Raw genomic sequence first — 16,319 nt, forward strand, 5'->3', positions numbered from 1 at the left:
CGCAACGATCCTTTGCAGTTTTTTGCTGCGTTGCAGTGATCGTTTTGCGTTGTTTTTAGCTTAATCAAGCCTGCGCCTGAAGCTGAAAAGTTCGTTGTGCTTTGACTAGTTGGTTATACAGGTCAATCGGCATCATTTGTTTCGGCTCCTGCTCTTCAAGCCGCCTACGTTGATGACCAGATAAGTTATGATACACCTCTTCAGGGAGGTCGTAGGTCTCTTCGGGTAAGTAAGCCAATGCGTCGGGAGTGAGGTAATGGCTTAGCTTCGCGCTCGGTAAGCCGGCACTGTGAAACAGATCAGCTTGTTGCGCAGAGTATTGATAGGAACTTTGATCCGAGCGAAGTTGTTGGGGGGCTTGTAATTCAAACCGTTTTCGCAGCGCTTGCTCACTGGTATCGACTTCATCGATCTTTTCTAGCGGCGTGTTGTCGCGCACATCACCGGAGAACATCGATAAAATTAGCGCAAAATCAGCACGGCGACCTTCATGAACGGCATGGTTGATACCAACACCGAACTGAAGTTCGTTAATAATTGCTGCTTTGTCTAAAGTATGAATTTGCATGATGCCTCTCTTGTGATGCCTTTATAACGACTCAGCAAGAAAAAACTTTAGAAAATTCAGCATGACAAGCAGTAAAAAAGCCAGCGAATGCTGGCTTTTTAATCGACTAAATACTAAATCCTAGGGAAGAATTATTTTGCTAGATTTTCTGCAACGAAGTCCCAGTTAACTAGCGCCCAGAAACCGTTCATGTAGTCTGGACGAACGTTACGGTAATCGATGTAGTAAGCGTGTTCCCATAGGTCAACAGTAAGAAGTGGTGTAGTGCCTTCTTCTGTTAGAGGCGTTGCAGCGTTAGAAGTGTTTACAATCTCTAGTGAGCCGTCTGCTTTCTTAACTAGCCAAGTCCAAGATGAACCGAAGTTGTTGATTGCTGCATCGGTGAATTTTGCTTTGAACTCTTCAAAAGAACCGAAAGCGGCGTTAATCGCGTCTGCAACTGCACCTGTTGGTTCACCACCTGCGTTTGGCGCTAGACAGTGCCAGTAGAAAGTGTGGTTCCAGATTTGAGCTGCGTTGTTGAACACACCGCCAGTTGAAGTTTTGATGATCTCTTCTAGAGACTTACCTTCAAACTCAGTACCAGGAATAAGACCGTTTAGCTTAACAACGTAAGTGTTGTGGTGCTTACCGTGGTGGAAATCTAGAGTTTCTGCTGAGATATGTGGTTCTAGTGCGTCTTTCGCGTAAGGAAGAGCTGGTAGTTCAAATGCCATTGCTCGATTCTCCATTTGTATGAAAGAGGATTCTCTTTCGATTGCTTCCAGTGTATTTATTCTTCATAGGCAAATCGTTTTGCTATGAATGATTTGCTGACTTGCGCTATAGTTTAGCAAGTTTTTACTTTATTAAAAGCGTCGGTGGTAAATTTCTATATGAAATTTCTTTATTAGTCAGTGGTGATTGATCTCAAAACTGTCTAAGCCGCCATAACCATACAGATATTAGGCTTTTTATTCTGTGCTAATGGTTTAGAATGTCCACAAATTTGCAAAAACTCCATTAAGAGGAAGCAATGGAAACGATCGACAAAATTAAACAACAAATCGCAGAGAACACGATCCTTCTTTACATGAAAGGCTCACCAAAACTTCCAAGCTGCGGTTTCTCTTCTCAAGCAGCGCAGGCGTTGATGGCTTGTGGTGAAAAGTTCGCTTACGTTGATATTCTGCAAAACCCAGATATCCGTGCTGAGCTACCTGCTTACGCACAGTGGCCAACCTTCCCACAGCTTTGGGTTGAAGGTGAATTGATTGGTGGTTGTGACATCATCATCGAGATGTTCCAAAAAGGTGAACTTCAGCCTTTGATCAAAGAAGCGGCCGAGCGTTCAGCTTCTGAAGAGTAACAATACTGTTTATATTTACAGTTTTTCTTGATTTGTAAGGGCCACATTCGATAATGTGGCCCTTATTGTATCTGACTGTTTTTACTTTATGTCTCGTCTCTTTATCGCCGAAAAACCCAGCCTAGGCCGAGCGATTGCCGCTGCACTGCCTGGACCTAAGAAAAATGAACAAGGCTTTATCCGTTGTGGCAATGGTGATGTGGTGACCTGGTGCATAGGCCACCTGCTCGAGCAAGTCGAGCCTGATGCTTACGATGAGCGCTATAAAAAGTGGCATTTAGCGGATTTGCCGATTGTGCCTGAGCAGTGGCAACTTAGGCCAAGGAAGTCAGCGAGTAAACAGCTGAGTGTGGTGCGCAAGTTACTTAAAGAGAGTCAGCATATCATCCATGCAGGCGATCCAGACCGCGAAGGACAGTTGCTGGTTGATGAAGTGCTCGATTACTGCAAAGTCAGCAAAGCTAAAAAAGAGGCGGCGCAACGACTTTTGATCAGTGACCTTAACTTACCTGCGGTAAAACGTGCCTTAGGTCAAATGCGCAGCAATCGCGATTTCATCCCTCTTTCTGTCTCTGCGTTGGCGCGCTCGCGTGCCGATTGGCTCTATGGGATGAACATGTCGCGCGCGTATACCTTGCTTGGTCAGCAGGCGGGCTATCAAGGTGTTTTATCGGTCGGGCGAGTGCAAACACCGGTACTGGGTTTAGTTGTGCGCCGTGATGAAGAGATCGAAAATTTTGTTGCGCGCGACTATTTTACTCTTGATGCTCTAATTCCATATCAAGGCGAGTTTGGGCAGTTTGATATCCGAGCGCGCTGGAAGCCTAGCGAAGCTTGTCAGCCTTGGCAGGATGAAGAGGGGCGGGTACTGAATCGAAAGTTGGTTGAGAATGTCGCAAATCGAATCACTAATCAGCCCGCTAAGGTAACCGAATCAGAGCAAAAGCAAACCAAGCAATCTGCGCCCCTGCCTTACTCGCTGTCAGCGTTACAAATTGATGCCGCCAAGCGTTTTGGGATGAGCGCTCAACAGGTTCTCGATACCTGCCAATCTTTGTACGAAAAACACAAACTGATCACTTACCCACGTTCAGATTGCCGCTATTTACCGATGGAGCACTACGCACAAGCACAAAGTGTGTGTGACGCTGTCGGGAATAATGCCAAGGAATTGCTGCCGGCGGTACAAGGAGCTTCACTGTCGCTAAAATCGAAAGGGTGGAATGACAAAAAGGTCGATGCACACCATGCCATTATCCCTACGCCGAAAAAGGCCGCAGTGAACGCGCTGTCTGGCAATGAGATGAAGATCTATCAGCAGATCGCGCGTCAGTATTTGATGCAATTCTACCCAGCGGCGGTCTATGCAGAGGCAAAACTGGTGTTCGATATCGCTGGTGGTACCTTTATCGCTAAGGGGCGACAGCTTGTTTCGGCGGGTTGGAAAGTGTTGATGGGTAAAGCGGATGATGAGGATGCAGCGGTAGATGCCGTCCCACCGTTATCAGAAGGGCAAGTACTAACCTGCCGTGAAGGTGAGATTAAAGACCGAAAAACGGAGCCACCTAAGCACTTTACTGAAGCCACTCTACTGCAAGCGATGACAGGGATTGCCCGTTTTGTCGAAGACAAACAGCTCAAAAAAATTCTCAAAGAGACCGATGGACTGGGCACTGAAGCGACTCGAGCCGGTATTTTGGATACCTTGTTTAAACGTCAGTTGTTGGTGCGGCAAGGCAAATCGATACTCAGCTCTGCCGCAGGGCGAGGGCTTATTCATGCGTTACCTTCTGAGTCAACTTATCCGGACATGACGGCCAACTGGGAGCATCAGTTGCAGGGCATGGCGGAACGCAACCAAGCTTATCAGCCGTTCATGCAGGCACTAGTGCAAAGGATTGATGGCTTGATGAACCAAGTTCGACATGGGGCGGTGCCTGAATCATTACGCCATTTACCTAAAGTTGAGCGTCCGGCTTTCAAGCGCAAGAAAGGAGGCTATCGTAAAAAAGCGTCGAATAAGTCAACGGCTAAGCGCGGTTAACCGACTTTACGCCCACAACGTTTAAACAACTGCTGCCAATACTCTACGTGGCGACGAGTGGCTTGGCGAAACTCACGGTGATGTCGCGCTAACGGATAGACATAGTGGTGAATGTTTGGCTTTGGCTCAAATAGAGGCAAGTTCCCCGATAACGTTTGGTAATAGCCATCAAGTTGCGCCATGTAAGGTTGCACCTTGGCAACATACTGCTGCTCAAACACATTGTTCAAATAGTTAAACTTAGTTTTATCGCGATTCTTTTCACATAGGATTTGTGGGTCGTGCGCGTACAGTTGGCGTGTGACTTGATCTAAATGCCAAGTGGCATGTACCAAAGAGTAGTTGAGTCGACCGAGGATGGGCTGTTTGTCCAATATTTCTTGAGCTTGAATAACCGTCTGATCGCTACCGGTGAAGGCTGAGTTCAGTTGTTTAAGCGCTTGATTCACTTCAGTAACACTTTGGCCAAGATCGCCTGTTAGCCATTGTGAACCCTTGAGCTGATTTTGCATGGCTGCGCTGGTGTAGGTGAGGTTCCACTGATGCAGTGTTAGTTGGCTGCGTTTTTGTTGGGCGATGTCGGCCAAGGTAAGCTTAAGCGTTTGTTCAATATCATCATGCGCCAGGCAACGGGATAGTCCAGTGAGTATCTGGCGCTGGTAGTCGTAGTTGTGAAACTCATCAGCGACCTTGCCCAATACCGAGTTTCTCTCCGCAATAAGATTGAACAGTCCACACTGTCGCAGTTGATAACTGTCTAATAGGCCGATGGATAAGCTTGGTATTTCGATGTAGAGCTCACGCTTGCGGGGAAGGGCGAAGTCATCTTTCGCCTCCGCGTCAACGATAGGCGCATCTTGCACTCGAGCGACTCTGGTTAGGTAGTCGTCAAACATCGAGCCTGGATTGTTCGGTTGACAGCCTATCAGTCCCCAGACTGAGACAATAATCAGAAAAATGGGCCGTCTCACAAGCATTTATCCCTCACTGCATTGGTTTATAGTTCGCTTGATTAGTACGTAACAAAGGCTCCAATCGCTCACCAGGGTTAGTGACTGAAATTAAAACGCCAAGCATGGTGATGCTAGTAGAGAGGTTAACCTTATCCCGCTGGAATCATGATTTCTACCATCACTGTGATACTATTTGTGCTCTGAGTTCTCGATTACGTGCATTATGATTCCACTCGTCTACGATCCCATATACTCACAATTGCCTCTGCCTGAGGGACATCGTTATCCGATCAATAAGTATCGTTTGTTGTTTCAAGCCATTGAGCAGCGACGAGCTGACGATGCGGCTTGGCGAGAGCTGTTTAAGACTCTCTCTCCGCAGTCACTTTCGGTACAAGAGGTGGCGCAAACCCATTGTCGCCACTATGTCGAGGCGCTGGTCAGCGGGCAGTTGCCAGCAGCCAAGATGCGCAGAATTGGTTTTCCGTGGAGCCCGCAACTGATAGAACGCACGCTAAAGTCAGCAGGTGGCACTTGTCAGACGGTTGCCCAAGCGTTGGAGAGTGACGTGGCTATCCACCTAAGTGGTGGTTATCACCACGCTCATTATGATTTTGGTAGTGGCTTCTGTCTGTTTAACGATTTGGTCCTCGCGGCAAAACGAGCATTGCAGCATCCCGAGGTCGACAAGGTGCTTATTGTCGATAGCGATGTGCATCATGGAGATGGGACAGCTACACTATGTAATGATGTGGACCAGATTGTAACCTTATCATTTCATTGCGATAAGAACTTTCCAGCGCGCAAGCCAGACTCTGATCTGGATGTCGCTTTGCCGCGTGAAACCGGCGATGAGGAGTTCTTGTCGGCGTTTACAGACGTTGTCACTATGGCGGTAAATGTGCATCAGCCAGATATTATTCTTTATGATGCGGGCGTCGACATTCATCAACAAGACGAGTTGGGTTACTTCAATGTGACGAGCGAGGCGATATTCCAACGAGATCGATTTATGTTCTCGTTGGCGAAACAGAAGCAGTTACCCATCGCTTGTGTGGTTGGTGGCGGTTATCGCAACGAACATCACCAATTGGTTCCCATTCACATGCAGTTGCTTGAGGCGGCTTTTGACGTACATGGTTATACCCAAAGGGATAAATAGCTGATTAGATGTTTACGCTGTTTGGTATCAATTGAGGAATAAATTATGCAACACCGTATTCGCGCTGCCGGGGTGCTAATTCGAGACGGAGCCATGTTGTTACTACGAGTCAAAGACTTCAGCGGAGAGTACTGGATCCCGCCCGGTGGCGGCCTAGAAGCAGAAGATAAAAGCACTAAGCAATGCTTGATTCGGGAGTTTAGAGAAGAAGCGGGTCTGATTGTTGAGGTGGGAGAGCTGATCTGTGTGCGCGAGTTCTATGAAACCCATTTAGATCGTTATAACGCCGAGTTTTTCTATCTTATCGATGACTATCAAGGCGTTCCTCATCTCAGTAACCTAGTTGGCCTCAATGATGAAAACTATATTCAAGCGCTTGACTGGGTGCCCATTCCGCTGCTCGAAGATATGCGCATTTACCCCAAAGAGCTCAAAGGGAAACTGCTGGATTTGATTGAAGCTGGCCAGTTTTCCAATCACCTTGGCAGTTATGTCCAAGGTATTCGAGAAGACATTAACCAGCTATAGCCTTAATTATTGAGTGTGCCCACTGCTCACAGGTGTTGGATTGGTTGATTGGTAGCTTGTGATGGTATTGCGGCCGGAATTTTTGGCTTGAAGCAACGCTAAGTCCGCGAAGTCTATTGCCGCATCAATCGTTCCGCCAAGTTCCGGTAAGCTGCTGTAAGCGCCTAAACTGGCGGTGACAGTGATGTCAGAAGTATTGACAGAATGGCAACAGTGTTCGAGTGCAGTCTTTATATTTTCAGCAATCAGCAGTGATTCCTCGCTATCAGTGCAAGGAAGAATGACTAAAAACTCATCGCCTCCCCAGCGAAACAGATAGTCGGTCCGACGGGTGTTTTGTCTGAGAGTTTGTGCGACTTGATTGAGCAGTTCATCGCCCACTCGGTGGCCGTAAACATCATTGATGCGTTTAAAGTTATCGAGGTCCACCATTAAGAACGAAATAGGTTGTTGATGTCTGGCATGTTGCAACCAAATCTTTTCCGAAATCTTTTCATAGAAATGTCGATTGTTGAGTTGCGTGACTTGGTCTGTCAGGCTGAGTTTTTCAAGGCGAGCCACTAGTTCACGGTTTCTTTCATCGTTGCTCAGGTACTTTTGGTAAACATCATGTGAATGTTTGGCGTGTGACCGAAGCATTAACCAAGTCGTTGCCAATCCGATTGCTGCCAAATAACCATAGACTTGGTTTTGTAGCGCAAAAAAGACCATCAGACTGAGCAGGTAGGCAGTGGTTGAAATATAAAAAGCTGACAGCATAAAGCTAGCATAGAATGCGGAACCGGCAGCAAGACCTATGATGGCGATAACGACGACCATGGATTCAACGGGGTAAAGCGCCAAGTCAAGAAACAGAAGGTAGATGGGCCAAATGATCCCATTGACTAATGAAGTCAGCTTCGACATGAGCGCCATGCGAGGTGGATTGCGTTCTGCTTTAGTGGCGCGCAACCAACGCCAAACAAACAGTCCTCGAATGGTGATATTACTCCACAGACACCCTAACCAAGTTAACAGTAACCATGAATCTTGATATGGCCAGATAAGAATAACGGCGATAAGCCCGAACAGAGAGTGAGAGTACAAAGTACCACTGGCGTTCGAGTAGAGTTCGAATTCAAGACGCTTTTGTTTATACAAACGGATGCTCTGTCTAGTTATTTATATTGATATCAATTATGAGATATGGATTCAAATATTGGTAGCAGACACGCCTAACAAAGATGCGTTTTTGTTTGCGCTGTCAACTTTTGTGGTGAAAGTGAGGGTGAGAACTGAACAGAATAATCTTAGGCGAATAAAACGAAAAAACCGCTGTAAAAACAGCGGTTTAATCTTTGAATGTGGCGGAGAGATAGGGATTTGAACCCTAGATACGCTATTAACGTATGCCGGTTTTCAAGACCGGTGCTTTCAACCACTCAGCCATCTCTCCGTATGGTCTGAATAATATAAGGCTTACTTAGGCTTGTAAACCCCTACGATTACTGTTTGCTTTATTTATGAGCATTTAAGCCAAAAAACGCTAACAAAGACCAGTTATCAAAGCTTTGCTCGATGTACATAGCAAAAAAGAGAGCCGAAGCTCTCTCTTTCTAGGTGTAATGGTCGGACTGACTGGATTTGAACCAGCGACCCCCGACACCCCATGACGGTGCGCTACCAAGCTGCGCTACAGTCCGATATGCGTAATTTAAACATAAATACGCTTGGGGTCAATCCCCTAACATTATGATTTAGTTACTTTTAGCGTAAAAACGCTGCAGTTCAGTAAGACCTTGCATTAACACAGGTAAAGTCGGGTTTTCATCCTTGAGGCGTTGATAGTTGGCATCGTACAACTTGTAGTTACCAAACTTATCAATCACGGTGGTGTTTTTGGTAGTGATTAGCGCCAGTTCGCGCGAGTCGCCCGCTAGTATCCAGCGGCGGTCTCGCTCATCAAACAGATTGCGTCCGCTGCTGAAGTCTGAAGGATTGGATGACACTCCGAGCAAGTCCTGCAGCAGGGTAACCGATAGATCGAGGTGACTGGTTCGATGTTGGTAGACGCCTGCCACTTTTCCTGGCCATTGAATAACCATAGGCACTTTGAGCTGGTAAGAGCTGTAGTTGGAATTAGAGCCCCAGCTGTTGCTGCCCGTTTCGTTAAACTCAGTGGCGTGATTCGAAGTGATAATCACCACGGTATTATCTTCCAAGCCCAGCTGTTGGACTTGTTGCAACACTAACCCGACTTCTTCGTCAGCCGTTGCGACAGACTTAAGGTAGCCCGCTTTGAGTTTTTGCTCGGCAGATTGATGCTCATTGCTGCTGGTGTAAGCGCTAAAGTTGTCGACGGTGGTTAACTCAATGTAGCTAAACCATGGCTTGTCACCTTGTTGTGCAGCCCACTGTGACCAAGCTTCAATGGCCTGTGAATCGGTCGACGCGGTATCATTGAAGGCAATACCGGTAAAGTTCATGCCGCGAAATACCGTCTCGCCATACAAAGGCTCATCAAAGTTGTCACCACTAAAGAGACCAAACTGATAGTTTTTATCGATCAGCGTGTCGACAAGAATCGGTTTGGAACCTTGGGTTTTAATACTCGATGCGTAACTGCTCGGTAGACCGTAAAATAGCCCGAAAATGCCGAAAGAGTCGTTACTAGAGCTGTAATGATTGGTGAAGTTTTGATTGTCTGTCGCAAATTGGTACGTCGCGGGCATGAACTCTTGAGTCATTACGTCGCTACGTAAATTGTTCACGCTAACCACTACAATGTTGAGCGGGTTGGCACGGCGATTAAACTCGATTTTCTCAAGTGGATAACGAACCAGTTCAACATTGTCTTTGCTTTCTTGTAGACGTTGCAGGTACTCCTCACGGTCAAGCAGACCATGACGTTCCATAAACGATTTGGCGGTCATTGGATAAGAAAGCGGGAAGTTAGCTCGCTGTGCAGTAATCGGGTTGTAGAAATAAGCGTCTGCCCATACGTAAATCAAATGGCTGGCAATAAAGCTAACAAAGAACAGTGCCGCAATCGGACGACCTACATGCTTGTGCGACAGTTTACGCAGTTTTCGCCACACCCATTCAGATAGAGCCAGTTGAATCAGGAAGATCAGAGGTAGCACAATGAACAGATGCTGAAGATCGGCGCTAATAGTCGAGCTTTCATCACTAAAAAGCACTTCCCAAACAACAGGGGTGAGGTGCAAATTCACGGTTTGATAAGCTTGAGTGTCGATCAATAACACGGTCAGACCGACCGTTGCGAAGCAGACCGCCACCAGTCGAAATAACTTGCGTGACGGTATGATAAAGGTCAGAGGAAATAGAACCAGTAGATAGAGAGCGAAAACCAGAAAGCCAAAGTGCCCCACCCAGGAAACGGCTAAATAGAATTGACCAAGTAGCGTCTCAGGCCATGGTGACTGAGTAATATAACGGGTTCCGATTAGCATTGCCGCGATGATGTTGAAGAAGGCAAACCAATGGCCCCATCCTACTAAACGCGACACGCGTTCGCCGTATGTGTTTCCGTTATCGACCATGTATGTGTTCTATTATCCGTTATTATTCTTAGTGTTTTTTATCTTCAACTGAAGATACAAGTGCCTGTGCGAATTTTTCAGCAATTGCTTTACGTTGTGAAGCAGCAACGTCTTGATTTAAGACATTGGTAGCGATATTGCCTGCGATCATTAACGCAAGATCTGGACCAACTGAATGTTTTTCAAGTACTGCGGCTACTTCAGCTAGGATCTGTTCTACTTTTGCGTCGCTGTATTTAGATGTAATCGGCATAAAGACTCTAATGATGATAGTAAAGCGGCTTATGATAACCTACAATGCCTCGCAACTGAAACCTACGCAGCGATAAATTTCATCATGAGCCTCCATCTATCTAACGTTATCCTTCATCAATTACAAAAAAACGACGCAGATGAGCTGATTGTTAACTTTCGTGCTGAATCATTGGCCAACGACACGTCTACTGAAAACCTAGTTGCAGAGCTTCATCGTGTCTTTAACTCAAAAGCGGGCAAAGGCTTTGGTTGCTTTAAGTCTGACAGCGAGTTCCAGCAGTGGTTGCAAGATCTACGTCAAGGAAATCAAAGTTTTTACGATTTTTCCCAGTTAAGCGCCAATCGCCTCAAAAATGAGTTGGCGAAATACCCCTTTGCCGACGAAGGCATTTTGGTGATTGCCGAGTATCAATCGCTTGCGACTGATTATCTTTTTGTTGCCATTATTCCTTCCAATCAAAGCCTCAAAGTCACAGAGGGCTTAGATATCAGTGCGACCGATTATCTGGATTTGAGTAAAATGGATATTGCGGCGCGCATTGACTTGACCAGTTACGAGACAGATAAAGAGTCCAACCGCTATTTGGCCTACATTAAGGGTCGAGTTGGGCGTAAAGTGGCCGACTTTTTCCTCGACTTTCTTCAAGCAGAAGTCGGTCTGGATGCGAAAGTGCAAAACCAAGTTTTAATGCAGGCGGTCGAAGATTTTTGTGCAGATTCGAAACTCGAAAAAGACGAAGTGATCAGCTACAAGAAGCAAGTGGCTGACTACTGCAATGAGCAAATTAAAAGTGGCGACGAAGTACAGGTTCGTGAACTGTCGGGTGAACTACCACCGTCTCAAGATGGCACCAGTTTTCTTGATTACACGCAAGAGCAAGGCTACCAGCTCGAAGAGAGTTTTCCTGCCGATCGAACTACTGTGCGCAAACTGACTAAATATGTTGGCGCAGGTGGCGGTCTTAACATCAGTTTTGATAGTTTGCTAATGGGTGAACGAGTTTTTTACGATCCAGAAACCGACACTCTCACCATTAAAGGAACCCCACCTAACTTGCGTGATCAACTGACTCGCAACAAATAATCATCTCGACCGAGGACTAACCGCAACATTTGTGCAGTTAGTCCTCCACTTATCAGCCACAATGTATATGCTTGTATTACAGGGACTTTGTAGATAGGGAACAGCATGGGTGGCAAAACACTCAAACTCGGTGCAGCAATAGTGCTGCTGTGGCTGGTGAGCGTAGTCTTGATCGGTAATAGCTACCGCGCCACATTTACAACCAAAGAACACATCTATGAACTTGGCAGTGCGCTACAAGGGGTGAGCGAGGTTTTTTCGCTCGACACGGCCTCGCGCGTTCAACGAGCTGATGAGCAATCCCTTGATTTGCAGTTGGTCTACGCGCTACGGTTGCAAATTGAAACCCACTACCAAAATCATTGGTTTGTCCCAGCTCCGCAACAACTGTTCTTCACCACCGATCGCTTCATCGAACAAACCCAAATCTATCTAGACAATAACTTGCAACTGCTGACGCTGGTCGAAAACATGCGCGCGATGAGAGCAAAATACCGGTTTGACAGTGAGGTTTCGGCACTATATCTACGTTTGTCGACTAACATACTCGATGCCATTTTTAGCGATAGTGATTCCAGCCCAGATATTTACCGAGAATTGGATGAAATTTTTGTCCAGAGCGAAACACTACCATCGCACCAAGCGGATGATTTACAGTCGGTGTTGGCTCAGGTGTCGCGAGTGCTGAGCAGCTATGCGCAAGCCCAGTACATCCTGCAAAAACTGCTTAATCACGATGTGCACACGCAAATTAATACCATGCGTGTTCAGTTCAACCAACTATTGACAAGCTATGTACTCATGGGCGTGGCAGTAAGCCTACTGGCGCTCTGTTTGTTGGCTGGACTGATGATGGTGTTCAGCCGTTCAAAAGCGCCAGCAAGCCAAGTTAGCGATGCATCTGAGGATAACCTAAAGGACAGTCAGCCTGAACCAAAACAACAACAAGTGGAGAGCAGTGTCATGGCAGAAGCAAAAGTGGAGATGGAGATCGATTTCGATAGGATGCTTGAATCTCTAAGTGGCGATTTGGAGTCTGTCTGTATGTTGTTAGAGGTGTTTATTGAAGATCACACTGGCGATGCTGACAACATAATACAACTGCTCCAAGCGCAGCAGCCTCAGGAGGCTCAGCGCAAAGCACACAGTTTAAAAGGTGTGGGCGGCAATCTCGGTGCGATGAAACTGCGTGATAGTGCGAGCCAAGTTGAAGCGGCGATAAAATCGGGCCAGACGCCCACAGCAGACACCATGAACGAGCTGAAGTTACGGCTCGATCGAGCCATCGTTCAGGCTGCGGAGTTTTTACAGCGACAGCAATAGGTTAAAAAGGCGCCTCGTTTGAGGCGCTTTCTAATTAAGCAGATTGTTTAGCGAGTTGTGCTTGAGGCTCTGGTTGGCATGACGGCGCGCTAGGTTCACATTTATCGACGAACCAACCCATATATGAGGTCACGATAGTCACTATGATGCATATAAAGCTTAGCCACATAAATGGCGCGTAGGAGAGCGTGGCAACACCGAGGATACTAGCCATATAGATGCCGTTGTCGCTCCAAGGGACCATGCCCGATGTTAAGGTGCCGCCGAACTCAGCATTGCGCGATAAGTTTTTACGTTGGTAGCCCAAGCGGTCGTAGTTTTTCGCACATATTTTGGGCGTGAGGATCAGCGAAACATACATCGCCGAACCAAATACGTTACCCATAAATGCGGTACCTATGGTGCTCGTTGCCAACGAGCCCGCGCTCTGTACGCGACGCTCAAACAGCTTTGCAATCGTTTCGAGCAGTCCTACCTTATCCAAAAGCCCACCAAAGCCAAGACCAAAGACAATCACCGCCACTGAGCCGAGCATCGATGACATGCCGCCACGATTCAAAATCGAATCGATAAAGCTCACGCCTGACTCAATCTCAAATGGCGCCCAAGCCGTGTTGAATGCTTGCAGGAAGTCGACATCTTGTATCATTACTGCCCAGATAATGCCGAGTAACGAGCCAAAGCTGATAACAGGGAACGAAGGCATGCGCATCGCAAGTAGGCCGAGGACAATAATCACAGGAACAAATGAGTAAGGCGTAATGTAGAACTGTTGTTCCATCGCCTGAATCACTGACTGCACTTGCGACATATCGACGTTGCCAGCGTAGTGAAATCCAAACGCGGTAAACATAATGCCCGTGATTATGTAGCTGATTAACGCTATCGGCAGCATGCCTTTGATGTGTTCCATTACTTCAACATTTGACATCGAAGAGGCCAAAATGACGGAGTCGGAAAGCGGCGACAGTTTGTCGCCAAAGTAACAACCAGATAGAACCGCGCCAGCAGTGATAGGAGCGGGTACACCTAATCCTTGACCGATCCCCATCATGGCAATGCCAGCGGTACCCGCCGCTCCCCAAGAAGTCCCTGTGGCTAAGGCAGTCAGTGAACAGATGATCATCGTCGCCAGCAGGAAAATGGAGGGGTGAATGGCGTTAAGTCCATAGTAAATAATGGTTGGAACGATACCGCCAGATATCCAAGTACCCACTAAGGCCCCAACGGCAAGCAGAATCAATACCGCCCCTAGACCGTTAGAAATGCCGTTGAGCGCAGCCTTCTCTAGCTGCTTGTATTGGTGACCCAAATGGATGCCAAGTAGCATGATAATGAACCAGCCAATGTATAGGGCCAGTTGAATTGGGAGATTAAGCTTTGCGGTGAAAGAAAATGCCAGCAGCAGAAATAATCCAAGTGAGACAACCACCTGCAATAAGCTTGGCAGGCGCGGGGATTGTTGTGTCATAAGGGGGCCTCTAATGATAGTTATGAACGCACACGAATAAACCAAGGGTTAAAAAGGTGTGGACAGCTTTTTTATAGGAATGGTGCGCACTCTATATTAATAAGTGGATTATTTCGAATTAAACTGCATTTACTTTGTTTTGTGTCTAACTTTTTCTTTTAAATTGGCGTATTGTTTTTCTAAGGGTTAAATTTAGCAAAGCAAAGTGTTTTCTGGGTGTGAATGATTTGTAGCACATGTTTTTATTATGGTTCAGTGTTGAGAGCTCTTTGCTTGGCAATGAATCACGTTCGAAAAGTGGCTTTAAAACAAGATAGCTCCCTTGCGTGTGTAAAAATTAACCATTTAACACGATTTTCCTTGAGATTTTACTGCGAACAATGAATATTGACGTATTCCCTTTTGAATATGATTACATGGAGAGTTGAGAATGAGAGTAGGTTTAGTCGGTTGGCGTGGCATGGTGGGGTCGGTCCTAATGCAGCGCATGGTAGAAGAAAAAGATTTCGACCTAATTGAACCGGTATTTTACAGCACATCTCAGGTCGGTATTCCAGCGCCAAACTTGGGCAAAGAAGCGGGCCTACTGCAAGACGCGTTTGATATTGAGAGCCTGAAGCAACTCGATGCCGTTATCACCTGTCAAGGTGGCAGCTACACAGAAAAAGTCTACCCAGCACTGCGTCAGGCAGGTTGGAAAGGATATTGGATCGATGCCGCGTCGACACTGCGTATGGCCCAAGACTCAATCATCACCCTAGATCCCGTTAACCTAGCTCAGATTCAGCAAGGTATTCACGCCGGTACGAACACCTTTGTCGGTGGTAACTGTACAGTGAGCCTAATGTTAATGGGTCTGGGTGGCCTGTTTGAAAAAGGCCTGGTGGAATGGACGAGTGCCATGACCTATCAAGCTGCTTCAGGCGCCGGTGCGCAAAATATGCGTGAACTGATTTCTCAGATGGGTGTGATTAATGACTCAGTCAGCAGCGAGCTGGCTAATCCATCAAGTTCGATTTTGGATATCGACAAGAAAGTGGCTGATACGATGCGTTCAGCTCAGTTCCCAACCGACAAATTTGGCGTTCCTTTGGCGGGTTCATTAATCCCTTGGATTGATGTGAAGCGCGAAAATGGTCAAAGTAAAGAAGAGTGGAAGGCGGGAGTCGAAGCGAACAAGATTTTAGGCTTCCAGGATGCACCGGTGCCAATTGATGGTACCTGTGTTCGTATCGGAGCGATGCGTTGTCACTCTCAGGCCTTAACCATTAAGCTTAAGCAGAACGTGCCAATGGATGAGATCGAAGAGATGATCGCAACACACAATGATTGGGTGAAAGTGATTCCAAACGATCGAGACATCACAGCGCAAGAGCTCACTCCGGCTAAAGTCACTGGGACACTCTCTATCCCGGTTGGTCGTTTACGCAAGATGGCAATGGGCGATGACTTCCTAAACGCATTCACCGTCGGTGACCAACTACTTTGGGGTGCCGCTGAACCTTTGCGTCGTACCTTGCGCATTATCTTAAATGAAAAGGCATAACCTGAAGTAAACTTGCCTAGCTTTAAAAAAGGGCCCTACTATTTTTAGTAGGGTCTTTTTATTTTAGATTTTTTGGGAGAGGGATGAGCGCTTCAAGAATACTATTTGCCGCCTTAGCCGCTTTGCTCGCATGGCTTGCGACTCATGTGTTGGTTGAAAAAGCGCTGCTAGTGACAGCGATACTCATATGCCCAGAGGGACTTGGCAGCGGCGGTGAGTGCCACGTTAGCTGGTGGAGCAATGTGTCTCGCACTTTTGTGGTATTCGGTGTCGGGCTCTCTGCGATGGCCACCATAGGTGCGGCGGCATGGGTGGGTAAAGCCGACATATACAGAGTCTCTAGAGTGACTTACGTTTTAGGCATGGTCGCCGCAAGTGCACTGGTCATTACCACAGGGTTTAGTGGGCTAGTTCTGGCTTGCTGGTTTAGTGCACTTTGCGCAGGCTGGTTAATGGTGAAATGGTTAGATTCACAGCCTCATCTCTTCAACTAAG

The 16,319-nt window shown here is 46.9% G+C and carries 15 protein-coding genes and 2 tRNA genes; 8 read left to right on the forward strand and 9 right to left on the reverse strand.

All coding sequences use genetic code 11. From position 1 onward, the window contains the following. Positions 1 to 64: 64 nt before the first annotated feature. Together MTO69_RS04180 and sodB are read right to left on the reverse strand one after the other, a co-directional pair. Positions 65 to 568, reverse strand: coding sequence for a VC2046/SO_2500 family protein (locus MTO69_RS04180; protein ID WP_248331385.1), 504 nt, complete (start codon positions 566 to 568; stop codon positions 65 to 67). Between the two features lie 131 nt (positions 569 to 699). Further along, entirely contained in the window at positions 700 to 1,284 is a 585-nt protein-coding gene (sodB, locus tag MTO69_RS04185; protein ID WP_248331387.1) for a superoxide dismutase [Fe], read from the reverse strand. Positions 1,285 to 1,583: 299 nt separating this feature from the next. Between sodB and MTO69_RS04190 the strand changes: the two genes are divergently transcribed. Both MTO69_RS04190 and MTO69_RS04195 read left to right on the forward strand, forming a co-directional pair. After that, positions 1,584 to 1,916: a Grx4 family monothiol glutaredoxin gene (locus MTO69_RS04190; protein WP_248331389.1), complete on the forward strand. Its 333-nt coding sequence runs from the start codon at positions 1,584 to 1,586 to the stop codon at positions 1,914 to 1,916. Positions 1,917 to 2,004: 88 nt separating this feature from the next. Then, positions 2,005 to 3,960: a DNA topoisomerase III gene (locus tag MTO69_RS04195; protein WP_248331391.1), complete on the forward strand. Its 1,956-nt coding sequence runs from the start codon at positions 2,005 to 2,007 to the stop codon at positions 3,958 to 3,960. Here the strand turns inward: MTO69_RS04195 and MTO69_RS04200 are convergent. Further along, positions 3,957 to 4,937, reverse strand: coding sequence for a DUF3080 domain-containing protein (locus tag MTO69_RS04200; RefSeq protein ID WP_248331393.1), 981 nt, complete (start codon positions 4,935 to 4,937; stop codon positions 3,957 to 3,959). The genes MTO69_RS04195 and MTO69_RS04200 overlap by 4 nt on opposite strands. Before the next feature lie 199 nt (positions 4,938 to 5,136). Between MTO69_RS04200 and MTO69_RS04205 the strand changes: the two genes are divergently transcribed. Both MTO69_RS04205 and MTO69_RS04210 read left to right on the forward strand, forming a co-directional pair. Beyond that, on the forward strand, positions 5,137 to 6,075 hold the full coding sequence (locus tag MTO69_RS04205) for a histone deacetylase family protein (protein WP_248331395.1): 939 nt from the start codon (positions 5,137 to 5,139) through the stop codon (positions 6,073 to 6,075). 45 nt (positions 6,076 to 6,120) lie between these two features. Next, on the forward strand, positions 6,121 to 6,603 hold the full coding sequence (locus MTO69_RS04210) for an NUDIX domain-containing protein (RefSeq protein ID WP_248331397.1): 483 nt from the start codon (positions 6,121 to 6,123) through the stop codon (positions 6,601 to 6,603). A gap of 6 nt (positions 6,604 to 6,609) precedes the next feature. On the opposite strand, the gene MTO69_RS04215 is transcribed toward MTO69_RS04210, so the two are convergent. The 5 genes from MTO69_RS04215 to MTO69_RS04235 all read right to left on the reverse strand — a co-directional run bounded on the left by MTO69_RS04215 (position 6,610) and on the right by MTO69_RS04235 (position 10,398). After that, positions 6,610 to 7,743, reverse strand: a complete 1,134-nt coding sequence (locus tag MTO69_RS04215; RefSeq protein ID WP_248331399.1) for a GGDEF domain-containing protein — start codon at positions 7,741 to 7,743, stop codon at positions 6,610 to 6,612. Positions 7,744 to 7,947: 204 nt separating this feature from the next. Further along, positions 7,948 to 8,038, reverse strand: a tRNA-Ser gene (locus tag MTO69_RS04220). 170 nt (positions 8,039 to 8,208) lie between these two features. Then, positions 8,209 to 8,285: transfer RNA gene (locus tag MTO69_RS04225), tRNA-Pro, on the reverse strand. Between the two features lie 54 nt (positions 8,286 to 8,339). After that, a complete protein-coding gene (locus tag MTO69_RS04230) occupies positions 8,340 to 10,145 on the reverse strand; it encodes a DUF3413 domain-containing protein (protein ID WP_248331401.1) in 1,806 nt (601 codons plus the stop codon). Between the two features lie 28 nt (positions 10,146 to 10,173). Then, positions 10,174 to 10,398 (reverse strand): YejL family protein, encoded by a 225-nt coding sequence (locus MTO69_RS04235; RefSeq protein WP_176288258.1) that lies wholly within the window; start codon positions 10,396 to 10,398, stop codon positions 10,174 to 10,176. Between the two features lie 84 nt (positions 10,399 to 10,482). On the opposite strand from MTO69_RS04235, the gene yejK reads away from it, so the two are divergent. Next, entirely contained in the window at positions 10,483 to 11,484 is a 1,002-nt protein-coding gene (yejK, locus tag MTO69_RS04240) for a nucleoid-associated protein YejK (protein ID WP_248331403.1), read from the forward strand. Positions 11,485 to 11,589: 105 nt separating this feature from the next. Next, positions 11,590 to 12,807, forward strand: a complete 1,218-nt coding sequence (locus MTO69_RS04245; protein WP_248331405.1) for an Hpt domain-containing protein — start codon at positions 11,590 to 11,592, stop codon at positions 12,805 to 12,807. 34 nt (positions 12,808 to 12,841) lie between these two features. Here MTO69_RS04245 and nhaC read toward each other — a convergent pair whose 3' ends face one another. Beyond that, positions 12,842 to 14,278: a Na+/H+ antiporter NhaC gene (nhaC, locus tag MTO69_RS04250; protein WP_248331407.1), complete on the reverse strand. Its 1,437-nt coding sequence runs from the start codon at positions 14,276 to 14,278 to the stop codon at positions 12,842 to 12,844. Positions 14,279 to 14,708: 430 nt separating this feature from the next. On the opposite strand from nhaC, the gene asd reads away from it, so the two are divergent. Beyond that, on the forward strand, positions 14,709 to 15,824 hold the full coding sequence (asd, locus tag MTO69_RS04255; protein ID WP_248331409.1) for an aspartate-semialdehyde dehydrogenase: 1,116 nt from the start codon (positions 14,709 to 14,711) through the stop codon (positions 15,822 to 15,824). An 83-nt stretch (positions 15,825 to 15,907) separates the two neighbouring features. Then, positions 15,908 to 16,318, forward strand: a complete 411-nt coding sequence (locus MTO69_RS04260) for a hypothetical protein (RefSeq protein ID WP_248331411.1) — start codon at positions 15,908 to 15,910, stop codon at positions 16,316 to 16,318. Position 16,319 lies beyond the last annotated feature (1 nt).

The organism is Vibrio sinaloensis (genome assembly GCF_023195835.1).
GTDB classification, from domain to species: Bacteria; Pseudomonadota; Gammaproteobacteria; order Enterobacterales; family Vibrionaceae; genus Vibrio; species Vibrio sinaloensis_C.